Below are 25579 nucleotides of genomic sequence, written 5' to 3' on the forward strand. Positions count from 1 at the left end.
CGGCTAAACGGCCCCACCGTTTGGAAACGGATATGCAGCGGTCCGAGCCTCAGGATTTCTCCCGCGTGCTGTCGTCGATGTGTACGGTTCCGCATCCGACGGCTCGCGAGGCGGCCGAACGCTTCTTAGCGACCAACCCCGGCGACCCCGGAACGTACGCGACGGTCTCGAAGCTCGAACGGCAGGCAGTCGATCTGCTCGGCGAGATCACCGGCCTCCCCGACGCGGCCGGCTACGTCGCGTCGGGCGGCACGGAGTCCAACATCCAGGCGATCAGACTCGCCAGAAACCGCGCCGACACGCGGACGCCGAACTTCGTCGCGCCGGCGTCGGCGCACTTTTCGTTCCACAAGGCCGCAGACGTCCTCGGCGTCGAACTCCGCACCGCGCCGCTCGAGGACTACCGGGTGCACCTCGACGCCGTCGCCGAACTGATCGACCCAGACACCGTCTGTATCGTCGGCGTCGCCGGCACGACCGAGTACGGCCGGGTCGATCCGATCCCCGCGCTCGCGGACATGGCCCACGACGTCGGCGCGCTCTGTCACGTCGACGCGGCGTGGGGCGGCTTCGTCCTCCCGTTCACGAAACACGCGTGGAACTTCGCCGACGCGGATATCCACACGCTAACCATCGACCCCCACAAGATGGGGCGGGCGGCGGTCCCCGCGGGCGGACTGCTCGCCCGCGGTCCCGAACTACTCGACGAGTTGGCCATCGACACGCCGTATCTCGAATCCACCTCGCAGATGACGCTGACCGGGACGCGAAGCGGTGCCGGCGTCGCGAGCGCGGCCGCCGCACTCTCGGAACTGTGGCGCGACGGCTACGAGAAGCAGTACCACACAGCTCGGTCGAACGCCGACTGGCTCACCGCCGAAGCTCGCGATCGCGGCTTCGACGTCGTCGAACCCACGCTACCGATCGTCACGATCGACTTCCCCCACGCGTTGATCGCCGACCTCCGCGAGGCCGGCTGGCGGATCTCCCGAACCGAGGCCGGCGAGGGCCGCGTGGTCTGTATGCCCCACGTCACCCGGCCGATGCTCGAGGCGTTCCTCGCCGATGTCGATCGACTCGCCTGATCTCCCGCCGCCGCGAGAACGGGAGTGTTTTACCGCCCTGGCTCCGGATACCGTGTATGCACGAGGAGTTCCCGACGGATTCCCCAGCGGTGGTCACCTGCGGGTTGCCCTACGCCAACGGCGACCTCCACGTCGGCCATCTCCGGACGTACGTCAGCGGCGACGCCTACTCGCGGGCGCTCGACCGGATCGGCCAATCGGTCGCGTTCGTCTGCGGATCGGACATGCACGGAACGCCGATCGCCGTCAACGCCGCGGAGGCGGGCGTCGATCCGGAGACGTTCGCGCTCGAATACCACGAACAGTACGAGTCGACGTTCCCGGAGTTCAACGTCGAGTTCGACAACTACGGCCACACCCACGACGAGACGAACACGGAGATGACCCAGTCGTTCGTCCGCTCGTGGATCGACGGCGACCACGTCTTCGAAAAGGAGATCGAGGTCGCGTGGGACGCCGAGACCGACCAGCCCCTCCCGGACCGGTTCGTCGAGGGGACCTGCCCGTACTGCGGCGAGCTCGCCCGCGGCGACGAGTGCGACGAGGGCTGTCAGCGCCACCTCGAACCCGGCGAGATCGAAGAGCCCGTCTCGACGATCACCGGCAACCCAGCCGAGTACCGCACCCGGCCGCACAAGTTCCTCCGCCTTTCGGACTTCCAGGAGTACCTGCAGGGGTTCATTGACCGCCTCGAGGGCACGGACAACGCGAGGAACCAGCCACGTGAGTGGATCGAAGGCGAACTGCAGGACCTGTGTATCACCCGCGGTATGGACTGGGGGATCGATTTCCCCGGAGAGGGAGAGGAGGACCTCGTCCTCTACGTCTGGGTCGACGCGCCGATCGAGTACGTCTCCTCGACGAAGCAGTACACAGAGCGCGTCGGTGCCGACGAGTTCGACTGGGAGGCCGTCTGGAAGAACCACGGTACCGACACCGAGCCGGATGGCGGTGAGATCGTCCACGTCATTGGCCACGACATCATTCAGCACCACACGGTCTTTTGGCCCGCGATGTTGCGCGGGGCGGAGTTCAACGAGCCGCGCGCGGTGATGGCCTGCGGGTTCGTCAACCTCGCCGGAAAGGCCTTTTCGACCTCCCGGAACCGGGCAGTCTGGGCGGACGACTACGTCGAGTCCGGATTCCACCCGGATCTGTACCGGTATCACATCGTCACGGGTAGCGAGTTCACCGCCGACGTCGACTTCTCGTGGGACGGCCTCCAAGAGCGGGTCAACAACGAGTTGGTCGGCACGCTCGGGAACTTCCTGTACCGTTCGCTGCTCTTCGCGGAGCGCAACTACGACGGCACGCCCGACGCCGAGGTGAGCGAGGAGGTCGAAACCCGGATTGAGGAGGCGATCGAGGAGTTTCGCGAGGCGGTCAACGACTACCGGGTCCGCGGCCTCGGGCGCGTGCCGGTCGAACTGGCGAAGTTCGGCAACGAGTACATCCAGCGCCACGAGCCCTGGAAGCTCACCGACAACGAGCCGGAGACGGCCGCCCAGGTCATCCGCGACTGCGTCCAGCTCTCGAAGGCAATCGCCGTGTTGATGGAGCCGGTGTTGCCCGAGAAGGCCGACGCGCTGTGGGCACAGCTCGGCGAGGACGGTCGCGTCGCGGACGTCGAGGTAGAGGCGGCGCTGTCGAGTCCGCCCGCCGCGTTCGATGCGCCCGAGGAGTTGTTCGAGAAGATCGAGGACGACCGCGTCGAGGAACTCAACGAGCAGCTCGAAGCGCGCGTCGAGGCGGCGACCGCCGACGAGGAGGCGGAGGGCGACGACTCGAACGCCGGTGACGAAGCCGCCGACGTCACCGACCTCGATCCGATCGCCGACGACCGCGTGAGCTTCGAGACGTTCTCCGAGCTCGATCTCCGCGTCGGCGAGATCGTGAGCGCCGAACCGATCGAGGGAGCCGACAAGCTCGCGAAGCTCGAGGTCGACATCGGGCTCGAGACGCGGCAGATCGTCGCCGGGATCAAACAGCTCCACGACCTCGACGAGCTGCCCGGAACCCGGATCGTCGTCGTCGCGAACCTCGAAAAGGGCGAGCTGTTCGGCGTCGAGTCCGACGGTATGCTGCTCGCCGCCGGCGAGGAGGCGGACCTTCTGACCACCCACGGGGACGCGGTTCCCGGGACGAAAGTGCGGTGACCCGCGTCGACACGCCTTTCCGATCGCCGCCGGTAGCGCGATCATGAGCCGGGATCACGACGAGGCGAGCGGCGGATCGGACGACGCGGCTGGCGTCCCAAGCGACGGCGACGGGGGACCGGACGGTCAGTGGCGGTTCTCCCTCGATGACATCGAGGCGCGCGAGACAGCGGTTGAGGCGGCAGCCGAAGCTGAACGCCGACGCACGGAACCGATCGAACCTGGTACGCCGTCCCCCGAGAACGTCCTCTTCGTCCTGCTCGGCGTCGCGCTGGCGCTCTTTATCATCTCTCGGCTGTTCGTCGGATAGCGGCCCACTCGCGTCCGAAGCGTTAACCACCGCGGAACCCTACCACGTGTATGGCTGAACTGTTCGGGCTGTCACTGCCGTTCTTTTTGATTCTCGTGGGGGCGGCCCTGATGGTTATGGAGGCGTTCGCCCCCGGCGCACACTTCATCGTCGTCGGGATCGCACTGCTCGCGGCCGGGCTCGTCGGCTTACTGTTGGGCAGCATCCTCCCGGCAGCGGTGTTGCCGATCGTTCTGGCAGCGATCGTCCTCGTCGCCGGTGGGGTGGCGCTGTACGGCTATCGGCAGTTCGATTTCTACGGCGGGAAGGGAACGGGGCAGACGAGCGACTCGAAATCGCTTCAGGGGAAGACCGGCCGCGTCACCCAACGCGTCACGAAAAGCGACGGTGAAGTGAAACTCGAAAGCGGCGGCTTCAATCCGTACTATCAGGCCCGGGCGCTCGACGGCGAAATCACCGAGGGGGAGGAGGTGATGGTGGTCGACCCCGGGGGCGGGAACGTGTTGACGGTCGAATCGCTCTCGGCGTTCAAAGACGAGATCGACGAGGAACTCGCCGCGGATCGCACCCGGCGGGAGGGCGAAAACGGCGAGCGTGACCCAGAAAGCGAGGGCGAACCGGCCTAACCCAGCCGCGCTTCCCACTCGTCGGCTGTCATCGACTCGGCCGTCACATCGCCGGGCTCCTGTTCGATCAGCAACACGGCGGCCCCGTCCATCACGTCCGGGTCGAGGATCGTCTCGTACTCCGCCTCGCCGAGATGATCCCAAAACCCCGTCTTGGCCCGGCCGCCGGGATCGAGGCAGTTGACGTTGATCGCCGGTTCCAGTTCGTACGCCAGCGTCTTCGAGAACCCCTCGAGCGCCCACTTCGAGGCGACGTACGGCCCCCAGCCGGCCGATCCGCGCCGACCGAGCCCCGAGGAGATGTTGACGACGTTGCCGGCTTCCATGGTTCGGGCGGCGTGTTTCGCACAGAGGAACGCGCCGGTGACGTTTACATCGATTATCTTTCGCCAGTCGTCGGCATCGATCTCCGCGACTGTCCGGCGTTCGTCGTAGAGGCTCAACATGCCGATCGCCGCGTTGTTGACGAGCCCGGTGAGTTCGCCGTACTCCTCGACCGTCGTCTCGACGAGCGCTTCGACCGCCGCTTCATCGGTCACGTCGGCCGGACAGACGAGTGTCTCCCCGTCCGCGGCGTCCGCGACCGCCCCCAGTTCGTCGCCGCTTCGGGCGGTCAACACGGTGTTCGCACCCTCGCGGGCGAACCGCTTCGCCATCGATTCGCCCAGCCCCCGGCTCGCGCCGGTCACGATCACCGTCTCGCCGTCGAGTCGTTCCATGTGGATCCGGTCGCGTGGACCGCTCAAAAATCCGAGGGACGACACGGTTTTGCCCCCGGCGGCCGTCGGCGCGGCCATGACGCGAACCGCAGTCATCGCCGGCGTCGGATCGGGGCTGGGCGAATCGATCGCGCGACGGTTCCTCGAGGAGGACTGCCGAGTCGGCCTTTTCGCCCGCTCGGAGACGTATCTCGAGGAACTGTCGGCCGAACTGGGAGCGGACGCCCTCGCCGTGCCGACCGACATCACCGATCCGGAAGCGGTGGAGGCCGGCTTCGAGGCGGTCCGGTCCGCGTTCGGCCCGGTCGACGTGCTCGTCAACAACGCCAGCGGCGGCGCGTGGCAGGGTCTGTGCGACATCTCTCCGGACGCCTTCGAGGAGGCGTTGCGCGTCTCCACACACGGCGGTCTGTTGTGCTCGCAAGCGGCGGTTTCGGACATGCTCGACGGTGACGGCGGCACCGTCATCTTCACCGGCGCGACCTCCGCGATCCGCGGTCGCGACGGCGCAATCGGCTTCAGCGCCGCGAAGTTCGCCGCCCGCGGCATGGCCGAATCGATGGCCAGAGAGCTCGGCCCCGAGGGGATCCACGTCGCCCACGTCGTCATCGACGGGGGGATTCGGCCGCCCGGTGGCGATAGCGAGCGCGACGACGAGCAACTGCTCGACCCCGACGCGATCGCGGATTCGTACTGGCACCTCGTCACCCAAGAGCGGTCGTCGTGGACGCTGGAGTTGGATCTCCGGCCGCACGTCGAGCCGTTCTGAAACGCGGCGTCACCGCTGGCCTCGCTATGTTTTCTCGGCGCGGATCTCGAAGGCCTGTTTGAACTGCAGCGGCGCGCTGCCGGGCGTTTCGACGCTCGCCTCGCCGCCCTCCGCGAGGACGCCGCTCGTTCCTAAATGGTAGTAATTCGATAGGATATTGTTTTTGGCCGCCTGAGAGGCCCTTTGGAACCTGTTTTCACGGCTCAAAAATACAACAGTATGCAAATATGTTGGCCAATGTAGACGCCAGTAGCTCGCCGTACGCCAGCGCGTCGAAAAATGCGAGGTGCAGTCCTCGCCGTTTATTCCGCGGAGATGACGTCGTCGATGCGCGCGATCATCGTGGCCGCCTCGGTGGCGGACTCGACGGCTTCGCGCTTGACCGCGGCGGGGTCGAGGATGCCGTACTCGACGGGGTCGCCGACATCGCCCGACTGACCCTGGCTGATGAGTCCGGCTCGGCCCTCGGCGTCATGGACCGAGCGGAGTTCGACCAGCGCGTCGATGGGGTCCATGCCGGTGTTCTCCGCGAGCGTTCGCGGCAACACGTCGATCGCGTCGGCGTACGCCTCGATGGCGAGCTGCTTGCGCCCCTGAACGCTCGCGACGCTCGTGCGGATATGATCGGAGATGGCGACCTCGGTCGCGCCGGCCCCGGGAACGACGCCGCCGGCGTCGAGCGCGGCCGTGACGACGTCCAGCGCGTCCTCGAGGGCGCGCTCGAGTTCGTCGGCGACGTGTTCGGTTCCGCCGCGGGCGAAGACGGTAACGGTCTCGGCGGCCGCACCGCCTTCGATGAACGCGAGGTCGTCGTCGCCGAAGGACTCGACGCGGACGACTTCGGCGTGACCGAGATCGTCGGCTTCGAAGTCGTTCAGCGTGCCGACCGTTCGCGCGCCGGTCGCACGGGCGATTGAGCTCGCCTCGTCGTCGTCGACGGAGTCGAACGCAAGCACGCCCTCCTTGGCGAGATACGAGGCGACGAGGTCGTCCACGTCACCCGTGACGAACGCGACGTCGACGTCGGCCCCGGCGATCGACTCGGCGTAGCCGCGGAGTTCGGCTTCCTCGGCCTCGATCGCGGCGTTGAGCTGGTCGACGTTGGTGATATCGTACTCGGCGTCGATCTCGGCCTCGCGGACCTCGAGATCGAGATCGAGCACGGCAACCGACGCGTCATCGACCCGCGTCGGCATGTCGTCGTTGAGCGGTTCCTCCTCGCTGATGACGCCCTGTACGAGCTCGGTCGCCGAGGCGCCCGCTCCCCGCTGGGTTCGGATCGTGATCGCGTCGCGGTCGACGCCGTCGTCGCTTCGGACCTGCTGGACCGCGGCGACGATCGTCTCCGCGAGCGCGGCGGCGTCGATGTCCCCGGTTCCCTTACCGGTCATCGACGTCTCGGCGACGGCGGCGAGCAGCTCGTCGTCGAGTTCGTCCGTTAGCGTGACCTCGTCGATCGCCTCGAGGGCGAGGCGAGCGGCCTCTCGATACCCCTCGACGATCGTCGTCGGGTGGATGTCGTCCTCGACGAGGTCCTCGGCCTGCGCGAGCAGCTGTCCCGCGAGGACGGATGCCGTCGTCGTGCCGTCGCCGACCTCTTCCTCTTGGGTCTCGGCGACCTCGACGATCATCTGTGCCGCTGGGTGTTCGATGTCCATTTTCTGGAGGATGGTCGCGCCGTCGTTCGTGATGACGACGTCGCCCGAGTCGGAGACGAGCATTTTGTCCATCCCGCGGGGGCCGAGCGTGGTTCGTACGGACTCGGCGACGGCCTTGCCGGCGGTGATGTTCGACGACTGGGCATCCTTGCCACGGGTACGCTCCGTGTCCTCGTTGAGAATGAAGAGCGGCTGTCCGCGCCGCTGACGCATTTGCTGTGACATGTTCATCTACTATGTCGTCAGCGGTTCTATATAAACGTTCCGTAACGAGCGGGAGATGGAGATCCGTTTGACTGGCGTCCCCTCCGTGGATTTCATCGCCGATCGTGGACCGCCACGGCCCGGTCCGCTCGCGAGGAGACCCCTCGCGAATTCCGACGCGGACTTCTGTCGGCGTATCGGGCTCGAAGCCCGTCCGCGTAGCCGCGGCCGCCGCCGAGCACGACGTCCCGCCCGTTCCCGATCCACGATGTCGGCTTCGCGTCGCCGCGGGCGACGTCTCGAACCCCGCCGCCCGCGTCCGCGATGGCGTGTCTGAGCGTCCGGAGTGGGACGGTCGGATAAATCCCGTAGTTCTTCGCCAACCGGTACGACAGTGACCGGTAGCGCATTCGCCAGTCGCGCTCTGTCGTCCCGCCGTCCGCCGCCGCCTCCCTGGAGACGCACATGTCGGCCGACCAGGCGACCTCGTGTCCGAGCCCGGCGATCCGGTGGGCCGCATCGCGCGCGCCGCCGATCCCGAGGTACTCGTCGAACCCGTCGAGGGTGGTCGCGAGCTCCGTCGAGAACGCGACGTTGCCACCGTTGAAGTACGTCACCGTCCGCCCCCGTATCCGTCTGGACTCGGCGGTGTCGGTCGCGACGCCGGTGTCCAGTCGCTCGTGGGTCGGGCCCGTCACGGCCGCCGCCTTCTCCAGCGCAACCGTGACTGCGTCGAGCCATCCGGGTTCGACGGCCATCGTGGGCGAAACGAATCCCACGGCGTCGCCGCGGACTCGATCCAGTCCGGCGTTTCGAGAGACGTTGACGTTCCGCTCGTCGATCTCGACGAGGACGTCGACGTCCGTCCGATCCCGGACCATCCCGCTCGTCCCGTCGGTGGAGGGCCCGTTAACCACGACGACCTCGTAGGGGTTCTCGGCCGCGATCGCGTCGAGACACCCCCGTAACTCCTCACGGTCGTTCAACGTCGGAACCACCACCGAGACGTTCATACCCAAGGTAGCGTGGCCGATCACCAAAAGTACCGTGTCTGCGCGCTACTCCCGAATCCGGGTGTCCCAGTACGACACCGAGGCGAGGTGATCCCCGATCGGCGTCCGGCCGAGCGCTCTGTCAGCCGCGCGGAACGGGCGGGCGATCCAATCCGGAATGGCTCGGTAGAACCCGTACGGGAGCACGAAGTCGTGGGCGACGTCAGCGAGCTCGAGCCCCGATCCCACGATCAATTCCCGCGCCTCTCGCCCGGAGTACAGTCGCGAACCCATGGGGAGCGCCCAGTTGTAGATCGATCGTGTGGAGTATCGGTTGAACGTATCGAAGAACACCTGTGATTTCGAGACGCGGCACATCTCCTCGATGAACCCCTCCGGATCGGGGGCGAGGTGGAAAAACCGCATCGCAAAGACCGTGTCGAAGTGATCATCCGGGAACGGGAGTCGCCCGGCGTCCGCCTGCATAAACGATAGCGTCTCCGCGACGCCGGCCGCACGCGCTTTCCGGCGGCCCTGTTCGAGCATCGCCTCGGAGATATCCATCCCGACGATATTCGCACCGCGGTCGGCCAGCATGACGGTGAACCGCCCGGTTCCGCAGGCGACCTCGAGAATCCGCTTGTCCTCGACCGGTGCGAGGGCGTCCAACACGGCCGCCTTCTCGCGGCGATCGATGAAACGCCCGCCACCGGAGAACCGTTTGTCGTCGTACGCATTCGCGACGTCGTTCTCTTGGTACCACTCCTGTCCCTTCACGCTATCAGGATCGACCTTCCCAGGACATAAAAGGATGCTGGATACGTCGGGAACCCGCCACTCGCCGTCACTGTCGGGCCGGCCTCATCAGACGGTCAAATATATAAGGGATAATTATACACACTTGATTGTATTCATTGTTTTGTCATACATATGGGGAACGTTTACCCACTCCGTTCGACCACTGGCTGATATGAGCACCATCACGGAGGACCGCTCACGCCAGGCCGAATCGCCGTTCGCCGATCCGGAGTTCCGCGAGACGCTTCGCGGACTCCCCCCGAGCGCGAAGCTCGTCGCGAAGGTCCTCGACGACACGCCGCCGCTCTCGCAGGGCCAACTCGCCGAGGAGTCGCTACTCCCGGACCGGACCGTCCGATACGCCCTCACCCGGCTCGAAGAGGCATCGCTCGTCGACTCGCGATACTCCTTTCGCGACGCCAGAAAGCAGGTCTACTTCCTCGTCGTCTGATCTTCCGGGACGCACCCCCGATCCAATACGGCCGGCTATTCGGACATCGACTCGCCGAAGCCGACCAGCTCCGCCTCCGCCATCGCCCGCTCGGCCGCCGCGTCGATGTCGAACTCCGCGACGACCTCACCGTCGCGCACCAGAGGTTCGAGCAGCGGCGTCCCCTCCGCGGGGGCCTCCGCGTCGGCCAACTCGACGTGGTGTCCGCCATCGGGCGTCCGGTAGACCGATTTCACCCCCGAGAGCTTTCCGCGCTTCGCCGTGGGCTCGCCCTCGAGTTCGACGATATCCAGCGCGAAATCGATCGGATCGCCGTTCGTGATGTAGCTGCCGACGCCGAACCCATCCACCACGTCCGCGAGCTCGTCGATCGCCGCCGGCGTGATACCCCCGCTCACGAAGATGTCGACGTCCTCGTGACCCGCCATGTCGAGCTTCCACCGTGTCTCTCGGATGATGTGTCGGAAATCGCCGCGTCGGGAGCCGGTCGTGTCGAGCCGAACGCTGTCGAACCCCAACTCGGCCGCGCGAATCGCCTCGTTGACCTCGTCGTCGTAGGTGTCACAGAGCGCGATGCGCGGCACGTCCGCGTCGACCGCCTCGTCGAAGGCGCGCCACGCGTCCTCTTGATTCCCCGGCCCGAAACAGATCATCAACGCGTGCGGCATCGTCCCCGAGGCCGCTCGGCCCATGAGATCGCCGGCCGCCACGTGCGAGAATCCGTCGAATCCAGCCACAAGGGCGCTTCGATCCACCGTTCCGGCGATCGACGGATGAACGTGTCGCGCGCCGAAGCTCAAAAGCGACGTCTCCGGGGCGGCCAGACGCGCTCGTAGCGCGGCAGTCGCCATCCCGGACGGGTGCGAGAGGAAGCCGAGAATAGACGTTTCGAGGCGTGCGAACTCGAGATACGGCCCCTCGATCCGCATCACTGGGCCGCCGTCGAACAGGGTTCCCTCGGGGATCGCGTCGGCGTCCACGTTCCGTCCCTCGAGAAGTCGTGCGACGTCAGCCACTCCCGCCAACAGCTCGAACTCCCCCGTCGGGAACTGGTCGGCGGTCACCTCTACGACCACACGCGGGTTCTTTCCCGCGTGTGCGAGCGCTTCCTCCGTCCGAAGGAAGTACGCGTCCGTCGCCCGCCCCTCGTCGATGGCGGATTCCGGAACGATATCGAACATATCTGCTCATCTCGCGGCAGTTCGAAAAAGCTACGCTTCCCGTCCGGCGTCGCCGGTCGGGTCCGGCTCCGGTTCGGTGACGGCGTCGAGCAGCGCCGTCTCGTCCGCGTTGAACCCCTGTCTCGCGAAGAACGCCGCGACGTTGTGACAATCGCGTTCGAGGAATTCCCGGCTGTTCGGGTGGTTGACGGTGATCGCCTGCCCCAGATCGAGCAGACAGAGCTCGCCGTCGTGGACGACGATGTTGTACTCCGAGAGGTCGCCGTGGACGAGGCCGGCGCGGTAGAGCCGCCGCATGTACTCGCGGACGACCTCGAACGCAGTCTTGGGGTTCTCGACGTCGACCTCGCTGAGTCGTTTCGCACGGCGGTTCTCTCCGCCGAGATACTCCATCACGAGGACGTTTCGCTCGATGGCGATCGGCTCCGGAACGCGGACGCCCGCCCGCTGGGCCCGCTTGAGGTTCGCGAACTCCTTTTTGGTCCACGCGACGACGACCTTCTTTTTGTCCGAGCCGATCCCCTCGAACCGCGGATCGCCGTCGAGGTAGTCGCGCATCTGCCGGAAGTCGGAGGCGTTGATGCGATAGACCTTGACCGCGATCTCGCTGTCGGGGCCCAACGCCGTGTACACGTTCGCCTCCTTCCCCGTCGAGATCGGACCGCCGAAGGCGTCGATGTAGCCGTCTTGGACGAGTTTGTACAGCGCGCCGAGCGTCGCGTCGTCGAAGACAGACGCCTCAACTTTGAACTGTTCAGTGTCTTTGATCCGCTTGCGAAACTCGAGGAACTCGCGATCCTGCTTGCGGGCGATGCGGTCAGCTTCCGTGTCGGCGACGTCGATGTTCTCCCACTCGTCGCCGACGGGTTCGTCCGCGTCGACCTCCAACAGGCCATACTCCTCGGTCATTCGCTTCGGCTACGCGCCGGCGACTGAAAGCATCACCGATAGAGCCGTTATCGATCGTCGATCGGCGTGACTGTCCGATCCTCCGAGCCGACGTAGCGGGCGCGCGGTCGGATGAGACGGTTGTCGTCGTACTGTTCGAGGACGTGCGCGATCCAGCCGCCGACGCGACTCATCGCGAAGATCGGGGTGTAGATGTCGACCGGGATCCCCATCTGGTAGTAGGTCGAGGCCGAGTAGAAGTCGACGTTCGGCGCGAGCCCCTTCTCCTCGCCGAGGTACTCCTCGATAGTCACCGAGTAATCGTGCCACTGAGGTGTGCCCGCGGCCTCGCCGAGAGCTTCGGACTCGGCCGAGAGGATCCTCGCGCGCGGATCCTTCACGTTGTAGACACGGTGACCGAACCCGGGAACGCGATCGCCCGCGGCGAGTCTGTCCTCGACCCATGGCACCGGTTCTTTGCCGGAGTCGTCGAGTTCGAGCAACGCCTCCATCACGTCCTGGTTCGCCCCGCCGTGGAGGCTCCCAGAGAGCGTCCCCACTGCCGAGGTGACCGCCGCGTGGAGGTCAGCGAGCGTCGAAGCGGTCACCGTCGCCGAGAACGTCGAGGCGTTCAGGCCGTGGTCGGCATGCAACACGAGCGCCATGTCGAACGTCTCCGAGAGCACGTCGTCCGGCTCCTCGTCGTTGAGCATGTACAGGAAGTTACTCGCGTGGTCGAGATCCTCGCGGGGGTCGACCGGCTCGTCCCCGTCTCTGATCCGCGAAAACGCGGCCAGCGCGGTCGGGATCTTCGCCGTGATGCGACGACCTTTCCGGAGATTCGCCGCCTCGGCGGTCGGGTCCGCGTCCGCGTCCGGATCGTACGCCGAGAGATCGGAGACGATCGTCCGAAGCGCCGCCATCGGCTCCTCGTCGGCCTCGGCCAGATCGCGGACGAGTCGCTGGACGTCGTCGTTGATGTGTCGCTCTTCGGCCATCGACGATTTGAAATCGGACAGTTCGGCAGCGCTCGGGAGTTCACCGTGCCACAGCAGATAGACGACTTCCTCGAAGCTTGCATTCCGTGCGAGGTCATCGATAGTGTAGCCACGATAGATCAACTTCCCGGCGTCGCCGTCGATAAAACTCAACGACGATTCGGCGACTAAAACGCCTTCTAGCCCTTTTTTGAGCTCCTCGGTCATGTTATACCGGTTTCCGTGCCCGGGAGAAAAGAGTTACCGTTTCCGTGGACGGTCGTTTACGGTCCGTTTTTCACACCCCTACCGCCGCTGGTCGATTCACAACCGACGATCTCCTACCGGCTGATGGGCGGTCCCGAACGATCGATCAGTAGGTCTAATACCAGCCACGAATCCAGTACACACAATGACGACCCTCGGCACCGCGAGTGCAGCACCCGGTGAGATCGACATCGGTCGGCTCCCGGTCGGCGAAGCACGCGACGGCTCCGAAATCGGACTTCCAGTCGCCGTAATAAACGGACGCCACGAGGGCAAGACGCTCTACATTCAAGCGGTGTCCGACGGCGACGAGCTCAACGGACTCGGCGTCATCCGCCGGTTCGTCCCGCAACTCGACCCGGAGGAACTCGCCGGAACGATCCTCATCGTCGGTATCGCCAACTACTACGGGTTTCTCGTCGCCGAGCATCGAAACCCCATCGACGACACGAAACTCAACCGAACGTTTCCCGGTAACCCATCTGGAACCGCCTCTGAACGGATCTCGGCGGCGATCTTCGATGCGGTAAAACGTGCCGATCTCGCGCTCGATCTCCACCAGGGCTCGACGTCGTGCATGATCAATGAGACGCGCGTCAGATGCGGTTCCAGACACCGTCTCCACCACGACTGCCTCGAACTTGCGAAGGTGTTCGGCTGCGGCTACATTCTCGATCTCAAAGGCCCCGACGGCCAACTCGCGCGCGCGGCTCCAGACAAGGGAATCCCGACCGTCGATCCCGAGTTGGGAGGCGCGGTCGGCTGGGACGAAACGTCCATCCAGAAGGGCGTCAAAGGGGTGTTCAACGTCCTCTATCACTACGGATTCCTCGACGGTGAGATCACCACCACGACGCAGACCCGCGCGTCGAGTTTCGAACAGTACGGATCGCCGTCGGGCGGCCTCGTCAGTTTCGAAGTCGGCCTCGGCGACGAGGTTGAACGCGGGGACACGCTCTTCGAGGTCACCGATCCGTTCGGGACGGTCAAAGCCAAGGTCACCGCCGACTCCAACGGAATCTTCTGGCGGCACCGCCGGCTCCCGCAGGTCGCCACCGGCGAGTACGTCTGTTCGGTCGGCACGAGTATCGATCGCGTCTAAACGAACACTCTCCGGGCGAGCGTTTATATCAGATCGCGCGGGTACCGTCCCGTGTGACGTGATCGCTACACTTGGATCATCGCTCCCGACGGCGTCGTTCCGCTTTCGGGACCGGGCGGAAAACGTAGCTGTGGCCGCCCTCACCGTTCCGGATGCGTCGGCGCGTCGAATCCGCCCCGCACGAGCGGCTTAGCGATGTGTCGCCGCGCCCGCGGTGGGACTTCGTACCACCCCTGCTCGAGCGCGCGGTCGAGCGGCTCCTCGGTCTTTCCCGTGGCAGACGTTCCACACGCCCGACACCGGTAACCCTGCTCACGCCCGGCGGACTCCATCGTTCGACCGCACTCCGGACAGGTTGGCGTCGTCCGTTTCGTCTCGACGCGCTCCCGAACGGCGAACTTCTCCAGCTTTACCGTTCCGTGACTCACCTCGCCACAGACGGTGAGTTCGTCTCCGACGCGAAGCTCGCGGACGCGTTCGCGAAATCGCTTGGTCGGTTCGAAGGCGACGCACTCGATGGTCGCTGGACCGTCAGCGAGTTCGAAGAACACGTGACCGCCTCGGCGCGTTTCGGGTGCGGACGTGACCGCTCCGTCGAGGCGGTATGCGTAGCCGTCGCCAACGGCTTCGACAGTGCCGTCCCGAAGATGCCCGTCCGTCCCCTGATTCGTGAGGAACGTTCGCTCGCGATCGATCGGTTCGCTCTCGATCCGTTTCGCGACCGACCGACAGGCTTCGGGCTCGTCACCCCGGATACCGTACAGGACCGGTCCCGGTGTCCGCGGCACACAGACTGTCTCGCCGGTGCCGCGGTCGACCGTGTCCCACACGGTCGGATAGCGCTCGTTCGCGGCATCGAGGACGCTTTCCGGATCGACCGTCCGCTCGGTTCCCCACCGCTCGGGCGCTCTGTACGCGATGTGTTCGTAGGTCCACGCGTCGAGCGCCCGCCACGCGCCGATCGCGGCCAGTGCCCCGATGAGCCCACGACCGTTCTTCCACCCACGGTGTGCGTATCCAGCGTCTTCGAGAAGTCTACGCGCGTTCTCGCGAGTGTGATGGTCGGCGATCGCCTCTCGAGCGAACGAGACGACCGCATCGGAGACGCGCGCCGGATCGTCTGCTGCGACGACGAGCCCGGGATTCGTCCGATCGTCCGCCGATTCGGCGATGTCGTCAATAACGCGCTGAGCGACGTCGAACGCCACACCGTCCGCTATCTCCGCATGAATCGCGAGTGCTGCGTTTCCCCGTGTCTTGTGTACGACGGCCGGATTGCATCGAATCAACAGGAGACGTTCGACTGTCGCCCCCCGGTCGGTGAGTCGACGGGCGACCGTATCGGCGACGTACGTCGTGCACATCCCCCGTTCTCGGGAATCCGTGTCGTCGATCCCGATGATCGTCACTGCCGGTCGTATGCCACCGATGCGTAACGACGTTTCGATCCGTTGCTCCCTGCGATCCGGAAGAAATCCCCGCTATCGGGGAAACACATTTAAACGGGAAAACGCTTACATATCGCTATGTCCCGATCCGCACTGGTCGGTAACATCACCGCGATGTTCGAAGACGCTGGCTTTACAGTGAGCGACCGGTGTGCGATCCGCCCGAAGAGCTTCGATATCGCCGCGAGACGGGGCGATGACGTGCTCCTGCTCAAAGTGCTCGCGAATATCGACGCGTTCGACGGATATACTGGTGCCGAGATGCGTAGACTGGGCGAATATCTTCACGCGACGCCGATCGTCGTCGGCCTCCGGACGCGCGACGAGGAACTGAACCCGGGCGTCGTCTACTTCCGACACGGCGTCCCGGTGTTCTCGCCCGATACCGCGATGGACCTGTTTATTGAGGGCGTGCCGCCGCTGATTTACGCCGCGCCGGGCGGGCTGTACGTCAACATCGACGGCGATCTCCTCTCGGATATCCGGAACGAGCACGACATGTCCCTCGGGAAGTTGGCGAACGAACTCGGCGTCTCCCGCCGAACCGTCTCGAAGTACGAGGACGGCATGAACGCGAGCGTTGAGGTCGCGGCCCAACTCGAAGAGCTGTTCAACAAACCGCTCGCAAGCCCTGTCGACGTTTTGGACGGGGCAGAGGACGTCCGTGACGTGGTCGATACGCCGGAGGAACCAGAGGCTACCCCCGACGACGCCGACATCGTCACGGTGCTCACACGCGTCGGTTTCGAAGTTCACCCAACCGCCCGTGCGCCGTTCAAGACCGTCAGCGAGGACGAATCCCGCGAGCGAACGATGCTCACCGGCCACTCGAACTTCAACCGAACCGCGGAAAAGCGGGCCCGGATCATGTCCTCGGTCGGTCAGGTGACGCGGACGCGCTCCGTCTACGTGGTCGATCGAGCCGGCGGTCAGGAGTCCGTCGAGGGGACCGCACTCATCGAGCGCGAGGAGTTCGAGCGCATCGACGATCCCGAGGAACTCGAGAACCTGATCCGCGACCGCGGCGAGATCGAGGCCTGACCCTCACTGATCGACTCGAGAGCCTTCCGGCGGTGGACGATTATTCGTCGACGATCATCGAGCCGTCGGCGTGGATCGCGATCTCACAGCCACAGTACTGAAACGTCATGTGTCTCCGGTTCCCGCCCTCGCCCGGTTCGGATAGTGTGTTGATGATTTCCGGATCGATCGCGTCGTACAGCGGCGGGAGTTCGGTCGCCTCAATCTGTTTGTGGGTTGCGAACGCGTCGATGACCGCCGACGCCGGATCGTCCGATTCGTCGATCTGAAATCTCGACCGCCGAGTGAGTCGCGTTATCTCGATGTCTCAACTGGTTTCTCTTTCGCTTCCAGCCACCGGCCAGCTACCAGGGACGTCGACGCCGTTCGAGCTTGCCGCGGTAACGAGCTCTTGGAGAACCTCGTGAAATTCGTCCGCCGTTGTCACCGGAGTGTCGGGGTTGTCGGTTGGTCGTTGTGTGCGGCCTGGTTTTGCTTTTCATTGTCTCGTGTCATGTGTACGAATTGCTCTCTCCGATCGCGAGCAACTGCTCGACGTGTTCCTCACGACCCGTCGAAACCCTGCATGGCAGGTGTGACACTCGGTGTACGTGACCGCGGAAGCTCTGGGGCCGCTCTCTACGTCAGGGCAGTCGTTTTCTGGCTGAATACGTACTGAGCTCGGCCGAACATCGAATTCTATATCGCACTATTTAGTTTATTTCTCCGCGCAAACGACCACGCATGCTGCCTCACGAAAGCCGAAGGGCGTTTCAACTGCCGCAACCGAGATGGTGGTATGACAGAGACGATCCGGCTCGCAACCCGGGGGTCGGCCCTCGCGCTACGACAAGCCCAGCGCGTGGCCGACGCCCTCGGGAGCCGCCGTCGGGACGTAGAACTCGTTTCGGTCGAGACGACCGGCGACGCCGTCCGAGACGAGTTGATCCACCGACTCGGAACGACCGGTGCGTTCGTCAGGAGCCTCGACGAGAAGGTGTTGGACGGTGACGTCGACGCCGCCGTTCACTCCATGAAGGATATGCCGACCGAATTTCCCACCGAACTCGTCGTTGCGGGTGTTCCGGAACGCGCCGCGCCGGGAGACGTACTGGTCACGCCCGACGGAACGGCGCTTTCTGCCCTCTCCCGAGGAGCGACGGTCGGGACGTCGAGTCTGCGACGGAAGGCGCAACTCCTCGCGGCGCGACCGGATCTCCGAGTCGAACCGCTTCGCGGAAACGTCGATACGCGCGTTGAAAAGCTCCTCGCGCCGAATCTTCAGGCTGAACACGAGCGGCGTCTCGAAGCGACCGAAAGCGATGACGCCGACGAGGAGGACCCGTACGCCCGCTCGCCGGAGGAGTGGTTCGACGATCTCGACGAGTTCGAGCGGCAGGCGCTCGGCCGGGACGTCGAAACCGAATTCGATGCGATCGTCCTCGCGGAGGCCGGGCTAGACCGAATCGGGTTGCTCGATGCTATCGAGTACACTCGACTCCCGAAGACGTTCGTCTCCGCACCGGGGCAAGGTGCGCTGGCCGTGACGGCGCGCAACGGCGACCTCGCCGACCGGATCCGGGGCGCGCTCGATCACCCGCGAACGCGGGTCGAAACCACCGTTGAGCGGACGATCCTCGGCACGCTCGGCGGGGGCTGTGTCGCCCCGATCGGTATCTACGCGATCGTACAGGGTGAGTTCGTCCAGACACGCGTTCGCGTCCTCTCGCAGGACGGCAGCGAGGAGATCGACATGGCTCGGGATATCCCGATCGAGAATCATCCCGAAGCAGCGGTGGAATTCGCCGATGCCCTCGCCCGCGAGGGTGCAACGGACCTCATCGAGCGGGCACGGAGGGACGAATGACCGGGACGGTGTACCTCGTCGGGAGCGGTCCCGGCGATCCGGACCTGTTGACGGTCAAGGCCAGGCGGCTCATCGAGACGGCCGATGTCGTCCTCCACGACAAGCTTCCGGGTCCGGAGATCCTCGAGTCGATCCCCGCGGCGAAACGCGAGGACGTCGGCAAGCGAGCGGGCGGGGAGTGGACACCCCAAGAGTACACCAACAGACGGCTCGTCGAACTTGCGAACGAGGATCAAACCGTCGTCAGGCTCAAGGGTGGCGATCCGTTCGTCTTCGGCCGCGGCGGCGAGGAGGCCGAACACCTAGCAGAACACGGCGTCCCCTTCGAGTACGTTCCCGGCGTGACGAGCGCCATCGCGGGCCCCGGCGTGGCGGGGATCCCGGTCACGCACCGCGAACACGCCTCGTCGGTTTCGTTCGTCACCGGTCACGAGGATCCGACGAAGGACGAATCGGCGATCGACTGGGCGGCGCTCGCGACGACCGGCGGGACCCTCGTTGTCCTGATGGGTGTTGGAAAGTTGCCACTGTACATCGACGAGCTAACGTCTGCGGGAATGGCTCTCGAGACGCCGGTCGCGCTGATCGAACGGGCGACGTGGCCGGACCAACGGGTCGCGGTCGGGACCCTCGAGACGATCGTCGACGTGCGGGACGAGGCCGGCATCGAACCCCCGGCGATCACCGTTATCGGCGACGTTGCAGCCACGAGAGCCCGCGTCGTCGACTTTCTGCGAAACGGGGCCGACCCGGGGGTGTCGCAAAAATGAACCGTATACCGCTATACCAAATGCCGTCTGGAGGGGCGATATGAGCACGATCGCCTTTTTCCGGCCGGCCGATGATCGGGCCGAGTCGGCCGCGGAGTTCATCGGATCGCTGGGTGCGGAGCCGCTCTCGGATCCGATGTTGGCCGTCGAACCGACGGGCGACACGCCACGGACGGACGCCGCGATCACGATCCTGACGAGCAAGACCGGCGCGGAACTCGTCGCCGAGACCGACTGGACGCCCGGCGGCGAGCTGGCCGCCATCGGCACGCCGACCGCTGAGGCGCTCGAAGCTGTGGGATACACCGTCGATCGCCTCCCGTCGGAGTTCTCCTCGTCGGGGCTCGTGTCGGAACTGGGGGCCGATGCGCCGGGCGCGTCGATCGAAGTCGCTCGCTCCGATCACGGCTCCGACGTCCTCACCGACGGGCTGAACGACGCTGGCGCGTACGTCCACGAAACCGTTCTGTATCGGCTGGTTCGTCCCGACGGCGCGGGTGCGTCGACCGTCGCCGCGGCCGAGGGCGACCTTGGCGGCGTCTGCTTCACCTCCTCGCTGACGGTCGAACACTTCCTGGCGGCGGCCGACGACCGCGGTCTCCGGCGCGAGGCGATCGACGGGTTGAACCGCGCCGTCGTCGGTGCGATCGGCGAACCGACCCGAGAGACCGCCGAGGCGCTCGGCGTCGACGTCGATGTCGTCCCCGAAACGGCGCAGTTCGACGCGTTGGCCGAAGCCGTCGTCGATCGATTGTAGCGCGATCGGCCGGCCGCGAAAGGAGGGCTTTTGCCGCCCCGGAACGACCCACGCACATGGACGGGCCGCTTTGGACGGACCTACACGCTCCGGACCACTCGGAGCTTCCGCAATCGGAGGTTCGTGACCACCTCGAGCGCGCGGTTTCGGAACCGATGAACCTCGTCGTGTTCGGCCCACGCGGCGTCGGCAAGACGGCCGCCGTGCGCGCGCTCGCACGCGAAACACACGCCGACCCCGACAACGACTTCGTCGTCATCAACGTCGCCGACTTCTTCAACCGGACGAAAACGGAGATAAAAAACGACGAGCGCTTCGGCGGCTTTCTGCAGGGTCGATCGAGCCTCTCGAAGCGCGATATGATCAGCCACGTGCTAAAAGAGCAGGCCTCTTACCGCCCGGTGTCGGGCGATTTCCGCACGATCTTGCTCGACAACGCCGAGGCGATCCGCGAGGACTTTCAGCAGGCGTTGCGCCGGGTGATGGAGCGACACTACGAGGCGACGCAGTTCGTCATCGCGACCCGTCAGCCGTCGAAGCTCATCCCGCCGATCGAGTCGCGCTGTTTCCCGATCGCGATGCGCGCGCCGACGCACGCCGAGACCGTCGAGGTCCTCGAACGGATCGTCTCCCGCGAGGGGGTCGAGTACGACGACGACGGCCTCGAATACGTCGCCGGCTACGGCGACGGTAACCTCCGGAAGGCGATTCTTAGTGCACAGACGGCTGCCGAGGACGCGGGCGCGGTGACGATGGATGCCGCATACGACGCGCTGGGGGACATCGGCATGCGAGATCGCCTCGAGTCGATCCTCGCGACGGCAGACGACGGCGAGTTTGAGGATGCCCGCGGCGGCCTCGACGAACTGATCTACGACGAGGGATACGACGGCGAGGAGATCCTGAGCGAACTCCTCGTCGCCGCCCGCGGTCGATACAGCGGCGACGCGCTCGCTCGCGTCCATCAACTCGCGGGCGAAATCGAGTTCGAACTCACCCAGGGTACGTCCGATCGCGTCCACCTCGGTCGGCTGCTCGCAGAGCTGAACCGATGACGAACTTCGGTCAGATCGCGCCCGCCGAAGCGGTCTTCGGCGTCTGTCGTCCGGGCCACCTCGGCGAGAGCCTCAAGGAGTGGACGGCGACGCTCTCGACGGGAAACGTCGGTCGCGTCGTCTGTCTGCTCTCCGAGTCGGAGGCCAGACGCTACCAGTTGCCCGACGCCTACGCCGATCGGTTCGAGACGACGCACGCGCCGATCCGCGACAGACACCTGCCGGACGCCGACGTGCTCGAAACCGCCCTCGACGCGATCCGAACGGCCGACTCGGACGGCGACGGCTGCGTCCTCCACTGCAACGCTGGGCTCGGTCGAACCGGCGTCGTCGGGGCCGCGTGGCTGACGAGCGCTCGCGGCTATGAACCCGCGTCGGCGATCGAAACCGTCGAAAACGCCGGTCGTTCGCCGCGGGAGGCGGTCCGATGCGGCAACGCGACGGATGACGAGTTGCTCAGGTTGCTCGACCGATAGCGGTTAGTCGAGGAGATGCACGTACCGGACCAACGAGGTGTGCACTCGACGATCGAACCGATCCGTGACCGTCCACCCGGCCGCCTCCGCGGCGTCGTTCCACGGCCGATCGCCGACGAGAACCGCCCGCGGGGCGGCGCGTCGAACTTCTCCGAGTGCCTCGCCGACGAGTTCCTCCAGTGATTCGCCCTCGATCTTCGATTGGCGGCCGTAGGGGGCGTCGAAGACCGCGCCGTCGAACCCCCCGTCGACGAACGGGAGCCGCGTCGCGTCGCCCCGGACGACCGAGCCGGCGTCGAGATACGCCTCGAGGTTCCGGCGCGCCCCCCGGACCATCTTCTGTTGAGCGTCGACGCCGACGACGTCCGCCCCGGACAGACCGGCTTCGACGAGGATCCCGCCGGTTCCACACATCGGATCGAGGATCCGCTTTCCGGGTGCGGCCCCGGCGATGTTCGAGAGCGCCCGGGCGTCCATCGGATCCATGCTCCCCGGCTGAAAGAACGGTTTGTCCGTCGGCTTGCGCGTCGAGAAGTCCCGGACGGTCTCGGTTTCGAGCCACCCCAACGCGGCCACGCCCTCCGAGAAGAGGGCGACGAGCGTCCAGTCGGGTTCGTCGAGGTCGACACCGAAGCCGCGATCGACGAGGACGCTCCCGAGTCGGCGTTCGATCGCTTGGGTGTCGATTCCGGTCAGTCCCCGCACGTCGCGGGCTCGGACCGCCACCGTTCCCGTTCGCTCGATAGTCGCCGCCTGCAGCAGGGCGACCGCCGTCCCCACGTCGGGCTCGCAGGTCCCGATCAGTCGACAGACCCGACGGGTGTACGCGAGGGCGTCGGGTCGATCCACGCCTCGCGCCGTGGCCAGTCCGGGCGCGAGGAGTTCGACCGCCGAGCAGCGGCTTTCGGCCTCGCGAACCGCGAAGGCGTCCGAATCGCCCGCCAACTCCAACAGATACACGTCCGAACGTGTCCGGCCACGAAAGATAAACGGCCCGGTCGGATTGCCGGCGCTACCTGATTCAAGGAGAGATCCCCGCTCTTTAGAGCGCGTCCCGCAAGGCAGCGTTCATCGCGTCGATCGGCGCGTCGCGTCCGGTCCAGATCTCGAACGCCTCGACGCCCTGAAACAGCAACATCCACGCGCCGTCGATCGTCGTCGCGCCGATGGCCCGCGCCTCGGTGAGCAGCCGGGTGTCGATCGGCGCGTAGACGGCGTCGAGCACTGCCAGCCCCCCGTGCAGCGCCGCCTTCGGCACCGGCGTCTCGTCCGATTCCATGCCCACGCTCGTCGCGTTGACGAGCACGCTCGCATCGGCCAGCGCCGCGTCGAGAGCGTCGAGGCCGCTCGCACTCGCGTTCGGCTCGGCTTCGGCGAGCGATTCTGCGCGCTCGACGGTCCGGTTCGCGATGTGCACCTCCATCCCCGCGTCGGCGAGCGCGAACGCCGCGGCGCGACCGGCCCCGCCCGCACCGACGACGACCGCCCGACCCGAAAGCGCCACGTCGTGGTGCTCGAACGACCGGACGACGCCGGCGGCGTCCGTGTTGTACCCCGTCGGTTCACCGTCGAAGGCGACGGTGTTGACCGCGCCGATTCGCTCGGCGAGGGGGTCGGCGGCGACGACCGCCGCGACGTCCTGCTTGAACGGAATCGTCACGTTCAGCCCCGCGATCCCGAGCGCGTCCGCGCCGTCGATGACGCGCTCGATCGAGCCCCGTTCGGGCTCGAACGTCACGTAGCGAGCGTCTATCCCGCGCTCCTCGTAGGCCGCCTCGTGCATGGGCGGCGACACCGAGTGCCCGACCGGATTTCCGATGAGACCGAAGACCTGCATACGCGAGCGACCCCGCGAGCGGGCAAAAGGATTCCGCGATTCAGCTCTCGCCGTCCCGCTGGAACCATCGTTCTCCCGCCCGCTCGACGGTTGCTCCGGTGAGCGGCGGGACTGCGTTTAAACGAATCTCCTGGTATACCGTATGTCGGGATACGAAATCTACCTGAGGTCGGATCACACGGCCTTTGTTCACCGCTCTCCGAGAGTGAGTATGCTCGCAGTCGTCGTCTCTCGCGCGGACGAAGCCTCCGAACACATCGGCGAACAGCTCCTCGACCTCGCAGAGTGGGACGAACTCGAGGACGAGCGCCGGTCGGACGCCAACGGCGGCGGCCGCTACTACCGAGCCGAGGGCGTCGAACTCCGGACGTTCGACGACCTCCACATTCACCTCGACGGCGTCGCGGCCACTTTCGACGATCCCGATCTGTTGGTCTTCGCCTCCCGCCACGCCGGCGACACCGGGCCGTTGCTCACCGCTCACGCCACCGGAAACTTCGGATCGGCCGAATACGGGGGCCGAGCGGGATCGCTCGCCCGCGCCGCGCCGAACGCCCTCTCGGTCGTTCGCGGCGCGCTCGAAACGCACGCGCCGTCAGGATACGACATCGGCGTCGAGTGTACCCACCACGGTCCGAGCACCGTCGGTTGTCCGTCGTTGTTCGTGGAGGTCGGGAGCGACGAACCGCAGTGGCACGATCCCGAGGCCGCCCGGGCGGTCGCGCGCGCGATCCTGGAGCTCCGCGGCGTCGCCCCCCACCGCGAACGGACGGTCGTCGGCTTCGGCGGCAGCCACTACGCCCCGCGGTTCGATCGTGCGCTGACCGAGACGGACTGGGGCGTCGGCCACGTTGCGGCCGACTGGGCGCTCGACGAGCTGGGCGACCCCCGCGACGCGCGCGCCGTCGTCGCCAAGGCGTTCCAGATGAGCGGAAGCGAGTTTGCACTGCTCGACGGTTCCCACCCCGATCTCGAGGTCGCTATCGACGAGTTGGGGTTCGAACGCCTCTCCGAAACGTTCCTCCGGGAGACGACCGGCGTCTCCCTCGATCTCGTCGGGCGAATCGAACGAGCGCTCGGGTCGATCGATGACGGCACCCGACTCGGAGCGTCCGCGACGGCGCACGACGGCGAGTTCCTCACTCGAGATCTCCCCGCGGAACTACTCGAGGAGGCCAACGGGATCGATCGCGGTGCCGTGCTGGAAGCAGTCGATTCGACCGCGATCGCCTACGAGACCGCTGATAGCGGCTCGCTCGTCGCCGGATCCATCGCGCTTTTCGACGCCGACGGATACCGCACCGTGATCCGCAAACTCGCGGCCGTCCTCGAGAAGAAATACGACGTCGTCGACGTACGGGATTCGGAGGTGTTCGTTCGGCGGGAGGCGTTCGATCCCGAACTCGCCCGGGCGGCCGGCGTCGAGGACGGCCCCGCGTTCGGGCGGCTTTCGGCCGGCGAAGCGGTCGAAGTCGACGGGGCGCAGGTCGCGCCCGCCGCCGTCCGAACGACGCGCGAGCGGTGCTTCGAGATCTGACCCACCCGGCGGAATCCTCGACCGTTCCGGAGACCAAGCAATTGGGGCGTTCACCCGGGTAACAACAGGTTGAGAATCGCGACGACGATCCCCGCGAGACCCATCCGAACGCCGGCCACGATCACGTTTTGCTTCGAGACCGACCCGAGGTACGCCCCGAACAGGAACAACACGGCGACCCCGATTCCGACGGCGACGAAGACGGCTTCGAGCAGGCTGAAGACGACGCCGTGGAGGAGAAACGGCAGGAGGGGCAGGACGATACCGATGATCGGCCCGACGCCGCTCGCGATCGCGTTGATTTTTCGGGCGCTCGTCCGCCGCGATTGGGCCCTCGTGTCGCCGAGATCGGTCAGCATCGCCCGCTCGATCCGGTGCAGCTCGGCCCGCTTTTCGGCCCGCTCGATCTCCCAGACGCTCCAGACGCCCGAGGTTCCGAGCCCGACGGCCGCGCCGATTCCGATGGTGAAGACCGTTATCCCGTCCGTCACGCCGGACATGTACGCCCCGACGACGACGCCGATGCTCGTCAGCGTCCCGTCGAACCCGTTTGAGATGAAGTATCGCCGGGAGATCGATCGCACGTCCTCGTCGTCGGTGAGCGCTCGGAGGGCGGACAGTCGACCCAT

At 66.0% G+C, this 25579-nt stretch carries 26 protein-coding genes; 14 read left to right on the forward strand and 12 right to left on the reverse strand.

Going from position 1 to position 25579, the window contains the following annotated elements; all coding sequences use genetic code 11:
• Positions 1-32 precede the first annotated feature (32 nt).
• Genes mfnA through DM868_RS14180 form a run of 4 tightly spaced genes read left to right on the forward strand, consistent with a single transcriptional unit; the run spans position 33 to position 4177 of the window.
• Positions 33-1085, forward strand: a complete 1053-nt coding sequence (mfnA, locus tag DM868_RS14165) for a tyrosine decarboxylase MfnA (RefSeq protein WP_137277491.1) — start codon at positions 33-35, stop codon at positions 1083-1085.
• A gap of 56 nt (positions 1086-1141) precedes the next feature.
• Positions 1142-3241, forward strand: coding sequence for a methionine--tRNA ligase (metG, locus tag DM868_RS14170; RefSeq protein ID WP_137277492.1), 2100 nt, complete (start codon positions 1142-1144; stop codon positions 3239-3241).
• 43 nt (positions 3242-3284) lie between these two features.
• The gene (locus tag DM868_RS14175) at positions 3285-3551 is read left to right on the forward strand and encodes a DUF7312 domain-containing protein (RefSeq protein ID WP_137277493.1); all 267 of its coding nucleotides are present in this window, start codon (positions 3285-3287) and stop codon (positions 3549-3551) included.
• Positions 3552-3601: 50 nt separating this feature from the next.
• Entirely contained in the window at positions 3602-4177 is a 576-nt protein-coding gene (locus DM868_RS14180) for an NfeD family protein (protein ID WP_137277494.1), read from the forward strand.
• Here the strand turns inward: DM868_RS14180 and DM868_RS14185 are convergent.
• Positions 4174-4896, reverse strand: a complete 723-nt coding sequence (locus DM868_RS14185) for an SDR family NAD(P)-dependent oxidoreductase (RefSeq protein ID WP_137277495.1) — start codon at positions 4894-4896, stop codon at positions 4174-4176. The two genes, DM868_RS14180 and DM868_RS14185, sit on opposite strands and share 4 nt — an antisense overlap.
• 76 nt (positions 4897-4972) lie before the next feature.
• On the opposite strand from DM868_RS14185, the gene DM868_RS14190 reads away from it, so the two are divergent.
• Positions 4973-5665 carry an SDR family NAD(P)-dependent oxidoreductase gene (locus tag DM868_RS14190; RefSeq protein ID WP_137277496.1) on the forward strand — a complete coding sequence of 231 codons (693 nt, stop codon included), beginning with the start codon at positions 4973-4975 and terminating at the stop codon, positions 5663-5665.
• Between the two features lie 302 nt (positions 5666-5967).
• Here DM868_RS14190 and thsA read toward each other — a convergent pair whose 3' ends face one another.
• The 3 genes from thsA to DM868_RS14210 all read right to left on the reverse strand — a co-directional run bounded on the left by thsA (position 5968) and on the right by DM868_RS14210 (position 9296).
• Positions 5968-7548, reverse strand: a complete 1581-nt coding sequence (thsA, locus tag DM868_RS14200) for a thermosome subunit alpha (protein ID WP_137277533.1) — start codon at positions 7546-7548, stop codon at positions 5968-5970.
• 92 nt (positions 7549-7640) lie between these two features.
• Positions 7641-8540, reverse strand: coding sequence for a glycosyltransferase family 2 protein (locus DM868_RS14205; protein ID WP_137277498.1), 900 nt, complete (start codon positions 8538-8540; stop codon positions 7641-7643).
• A 45-nt stretch (positions 8541-8585) separates the two neighbouring features.
• A complete protein-coding gene (locus DM868_RS14210) occupies positions 8586-9296 on the reverse strand; it encodes a class I SAM-dependent methyltransferase (protein ID WP_137277499.1) in 711 nt (236 codons plus the stop codon).
• Positions 9297-9489: 193 nt separating this feature from the next.
• Between DM868_RS14210 and DM868_RS14215 the strand changes: the two genes are divergently transcribed.
• Positions 9490-9768, forward strand: coding sequence for a MarR family transcriptional regulator (locus DM868_RS14215; protein ID WP_137277500.1), 279 nt, complete (start codon positions 9490-9492; stop codon positions 9766-9768).
• A 35-nt stretch (positions 9769-9803) separates the two neighbouring features.
• Here the strand turns inward: DM868_RS14215 and DM868_RS14220 are convergent, their stop codons facing one another.
• The 3 genes from DM868_RS14220 to citZ are packed head-to-tail and all read right to left on the reverse strand — an operon-like array spanning position 9804 to position 13042.
• Positions 9804-10949, reverse strand: a complete 1146-nt coding sequence (locus DM868_RS14220) for a nicotinate phosphoribosyltransferase (RefSeq protein ID WP_137277501.1) — start codon at positions 10947-10949, stop codon at positions 9804-9806.
• A 30-nt stretch (positions 10950-10979) separates the two neighbouring features.
• On the reverse strand, positions 10980-11858 hold the full coding sequence (gene rio1, locus DM868_RS14225; RefSeq protein ID WP_137277502.1) for a serine/threonine-protein kinase Rio1: 879 nt from the start codon (positions 11856-11858) through the stop codon (positions 10980-10982).
• Between the two features lie 47 nt (positions 11859-11905).
• A complete protein-coding gene (gene citZ, locus DM868_RS14230; protein WP_137277503.1) occupies positions 11906-13042 on the reverse strand; it encodes a citrate synthase in 1137 nt (378 codons plus the stop codon).
• 184 nt (positions 13043-13226) lie between these two features.
• Here citZ and DM868_RS14235 point away from each other — a divergent pair, with 184 nt between their 5' ends.
• On the forward strand, positions 13227-14183 hold the full coding sequence (locus DM868_RS14235) for a succinylglutamate desuccinylase/aspartoacylase family protein (RefSeq protein WP_137277504.1): 957 nt from the start codon (positions 13227-13229) through the stop codon (positions 14181-14183).
• A 140-nt stretch (positions 14184-14323) separates the two neighbouring features.
• On the opposite strand, the gene DM868_RS14240 is transcribed toward DM868_RS14235, so the two are convergent.
• Positions 14324-15592, reverse strand: coding sequence for a tRNA(Ile)(2)-agmatinylcytidine synthase (locus DM868_RS14240; protein ID WP_137277505.1), 1269 nt, complete (start codon positions 15590-15592; stop codon positions 14324-14326).
• A 117-nt stretch (positions 15593-15709) separates the two neighbouring features.
• On the opposite strand from DM868_RS14240, the gene DM868_RS14245 reads away from it, so the two are divergent.
• A complete protein-coding gene (locus tag DM868_RS14245) occupies positions 15710-16672 on the forward strand; it encodes a transcriptional regulator (RefSeq protein WP_137277506.1) in 963 nt (320 codons plus the stop codon).
• Positions 16673-16712: 40 nt separating this feature from the next.
• Here DM868_RS14245 and DM868_RS15855 read toward each other — a convergent pair whose 3' ends face one another.
• Entirely contained in the window at positions 16713-16976 is a 264-nt protein-coding gene (locus DM868_RS15855) for a HalOD1 output domain-containing protein (protein WP_170964537.1), read from the reverse strand.
• Positions 16977-17450: 474 nt separating this feature from the next.
• Between DM868_RS15855 and hemC the strand changes: the two genes are divergently transcribed.
• From hemC to DM868_RS14270, 5 genes are read left to right on the forward strand one after another with little or no spacing between them, the layout of a single operon-like run.
• Positions 17451-18518 carry a hydroxymethylbilane synthase gene (gene hemC, locus DM868_RS14250; protein ID WP_137277507.1) on the forward strand — a complete coding sequence of 356 codons (1068 nt, stop codon included), beginning with the start codon at positions 17451-17453 and terminating at the stop codon, positions 18516-18518.
• Positions 18515-19288: a uroporphyrinogen-III C-methyltransferase gene (cobA, locus tag DM868_RS14255; RefSeq protein WP_137277508.1), complete on the forward strand. Its 774-nt coding sequence runs from the start codon at positions 18515-18517 to the stop codon at positions 19286-19288. The genes hemC and cobA overlap by 4 nt, the downstream gene beginning before the upstream one ends.
• 40 nt (positions 19289-19328) lie before the next feature.
• A complete protein-coding gene (locus tag DM868_RS14260; protein WP_137277509.1) occupies positions 19329-20045 on the forward strand; it encodes a uroporphyrinogen-III synthase in 717 nt (238 codons plus the stop codon).
• Positions 20046-20101: 56 nt separating this feature from the next.
• Positions 20102-21100: an AAA family ATPase gene (locus DM868_RS14265; RefSeq protein WP_137277510.1), complete on the forward strand. Its 999-nt coding sequence runs from the start codon at positions 20102-20104 to the stop codon at positions 21098-21100.
• Complete coding sequence (locus tag DM868_RS14270) at positions 21097-21576, forward strand: protein-tyrosine phosphatase family protein (protein WP_137277511.1); 480 nt, start codon at positions 21097-21099, stop codon at positions 21574-21576. The genes DM868_RS14265 and DM868_RS14270 overlap by 4 nt, the downstream gene beginning before the upstream one ends.
• A 3-nt stretch (positions 21577-21579) precedes the next feature.
• Here the strand turns inward: DM868_RS14270 and DM868_RS14275 are convergent, their stop codons facing one another.
• Both DM868_RS14275 and DM868_RS14280 read right to left on the reverse strand, forming a co-directional pair.
• Positions 21580-22527, reverse strand: coding sequence for a methyltransferase domain-containing protein (locus tag DM868_RS14275; protein ID WP_137277534.1), 948 nt, complete (start codon positions 22525-22527; stop codon positions 21580-21582).
• Between the two features lie 91 nt (positions 22528-22618).
• Positions 22619-23413, reverse strand: coding sequence for a shikimate dehydrogenase (locus DM868_RS14280; protein ID WP_137277512.1), 795 nt, complete (start codon positions 23411-23413; stop codon positions 22619-22621).
• A 211-nt stretch (positions 23414-23624) separates the two neighbouring features.
• Between DM868_RS14280 and DM868_RS14285 the strand changes: the two genes are divergently transcribed.
• The gene (locus tag DM868_RS14285) at positions 23625-24950 is read left to right on the forward strand and encodes a D-aminoacyl-tRNA deacylase (RefSeq protein ID WP_137277513.1); all 1326 of its coding nucleotides are present in this window, start codon (positions 23625-23627) and stop codon (positions 24948-24950) included.
• 50 nt (positions 24951-25000) lie between these two features.
• Here DM868_RS14285 and DM868_RS14290 read toward each other — a convergent pair whose 3' ends face one another.
• Positions 25001-25579, reverse strand: a complete 579-nt coding sequence (locus tag DM868_RS14290; protein ID WP_170964536.1) for a VIT1/CCC1 transporter family protein — start codon at positions 25577-25579, stop codon at positions 25001-25003.

Source organism: Natronomonas salsuginis, from assembly GCF_005239135.1.
GTDB lineage: Archaea > Halobacteriota > Halobacteria > Halobacteriales > Haloarculaceae > Natronomonas > Natronomonas salsuginis.

Bases quoted from the DNA above. Each gene is read 5' to 3' on its own strand.
- mfnA (WP_137277491.1), top strand. From the start codon at position 33: ATGCAGCGGTCCGAGCCTCAGGATTTCTCCCGCGTGCTGTCGTCGATG.
- metG (WP_137277492.1), top strand. From the start codon at position 1,142: ATGCACGAGGAGTTCCCGACGGATTCCCCAGCGGTGGTCACCTGCGGG.
- DM868_RS14175 (WP_137277493.1), top strand. From the start codon at position 3,285: ATGAGCCGGGATCACGACGAGGCGAGCGGCGGATCGGACGACGCGGCT.
- DM868_RS14180 (WP_137277494.1), top strand. From the start codon at position 3,602: ATGGCTGAACTGTTCGGGCTGTCACTGCCGTTCTTTTTGATTCTCGTG.
- DM868_RS14185 (WP_137277495.1), bottom strand. From the start codon at position 4,896: ATGGAACGACTCGACGGCGAGACGGTGATCGTGACCGGCGCGAGCCGG.
- DM868_RS14190 (WP_137277496.1), top strand. From the start codon at position 4,973: ATGACGCGAACCGCAGTCATCGCCGGCGTCGGATCGGGGCTGGGCGAA.
- thsA (WP_137277533.1), bottom strand. From the start codon at position 7,548: ATGTCACAGCAAATGCGTCAGCGGCGCGGACAGCCGCTCTTCATTCTC.
- DM868_RS14205 (WP_137277498.1), bottom strand. From the start codon at position 8,540: ATGAACGTCTCGGTGGTGGTTCCGACGTTGAACGACCGTGAGGAGTTA.
- DM868_RS14215 (WP_137277500.1), top strand. From the start codon at position 9,490: ATGAGCACCATCACGGAGGACCGCTCACGCCAGGCCGAATCGCCGTTC.
- DM868_RS14220 (WP_137277501.1), bottom strand. From the start codon at position 10,949: ATGTTCGATATCGTTCCGGAATCCGCCATCGACGAGGGGCGGGCGACG.
- rio1 (WP_137277502.1), bottom strand. From the start codon at position 11,858: ATGACCGAGGAGTATGGCCTGTTGGAGGTCGACGCGGACGAACCCGTC.
- citZ (WP_137277503.1), bottom strand. From the start codon at position 13,042: ATGACCGAGGAGCTCAAAAAAGGGCTAGAAGGCGTTTTAGTCGCCGAA.
- DM868_RS14235 (WP_137277504.1), top strand. From the start codon at position 13,227: ATGACGACCCTCGGCACCGCGAGTGCAGCACCCGGTGAGATCGACATC.
- DM868_RS14245 (WP_137277506.1), top strand. From the start codon at position 15,710: ATGTCCCGATCCGCACTGGTCGGTAACATCACCGCGATGTTCGAAGAC.
- hemC (WP_137277507.1), top strand. From the start codon at position 17,451: ATGACAGAGACGATCCGGCTCGCAACCCGGGGGTCGGCCCTCGCGCTA.
- cobA (WP_137277508.1), top strand. From the start codon at position 18,515: ATGACCGGGACGGTGTACCTCGTCGGGAGCGGTCCCGGCGATCCGGAC.
- DM868_RS14260 (WP_137277509.1), top strand. From the start codon at position 19,329: ATGAGCACGATCGCCTTTTTCCGGCCGGCCGATGATCGGGCCGAGTCG.
- DM868_RS14265 (WP_137277510.1), top strand. From the start codon at position 20,102: ATGGACGGGCCGCTTTGGACGGACCTACACGCTCCGGACCACTCGGAG.
- DM868_RS14270 (WP_137277511.1), top strand. From the start codon at position 21,097: ATGACGAACTTCGGTCAGATCGCGCCCGCCGAAGCGGTCTTCGGCGTC.
- DM868_RS14280 (WP_137277512.1), bottom strand. From the start codon at position 23,413: ATGCAGGTCTTCGGTCTCATCGGAAATCCGGTCGGGCACTCGGTGTCG.
- DM868_RS14285 (WP_137277513.1), top strand. From the start codon at position 23,625: ATGCTCGCAGTCGTCGTCTCTCGCGCGGACGAAGCCTCCGAACACATC.
- DM868_RS14290 (WP_170964536.1), bottom strand. From the start codon at position 25,579: ATGGGTCGACTGTCCGCCCTCCGAGCGCTCACCGACGACGAGGACGTG.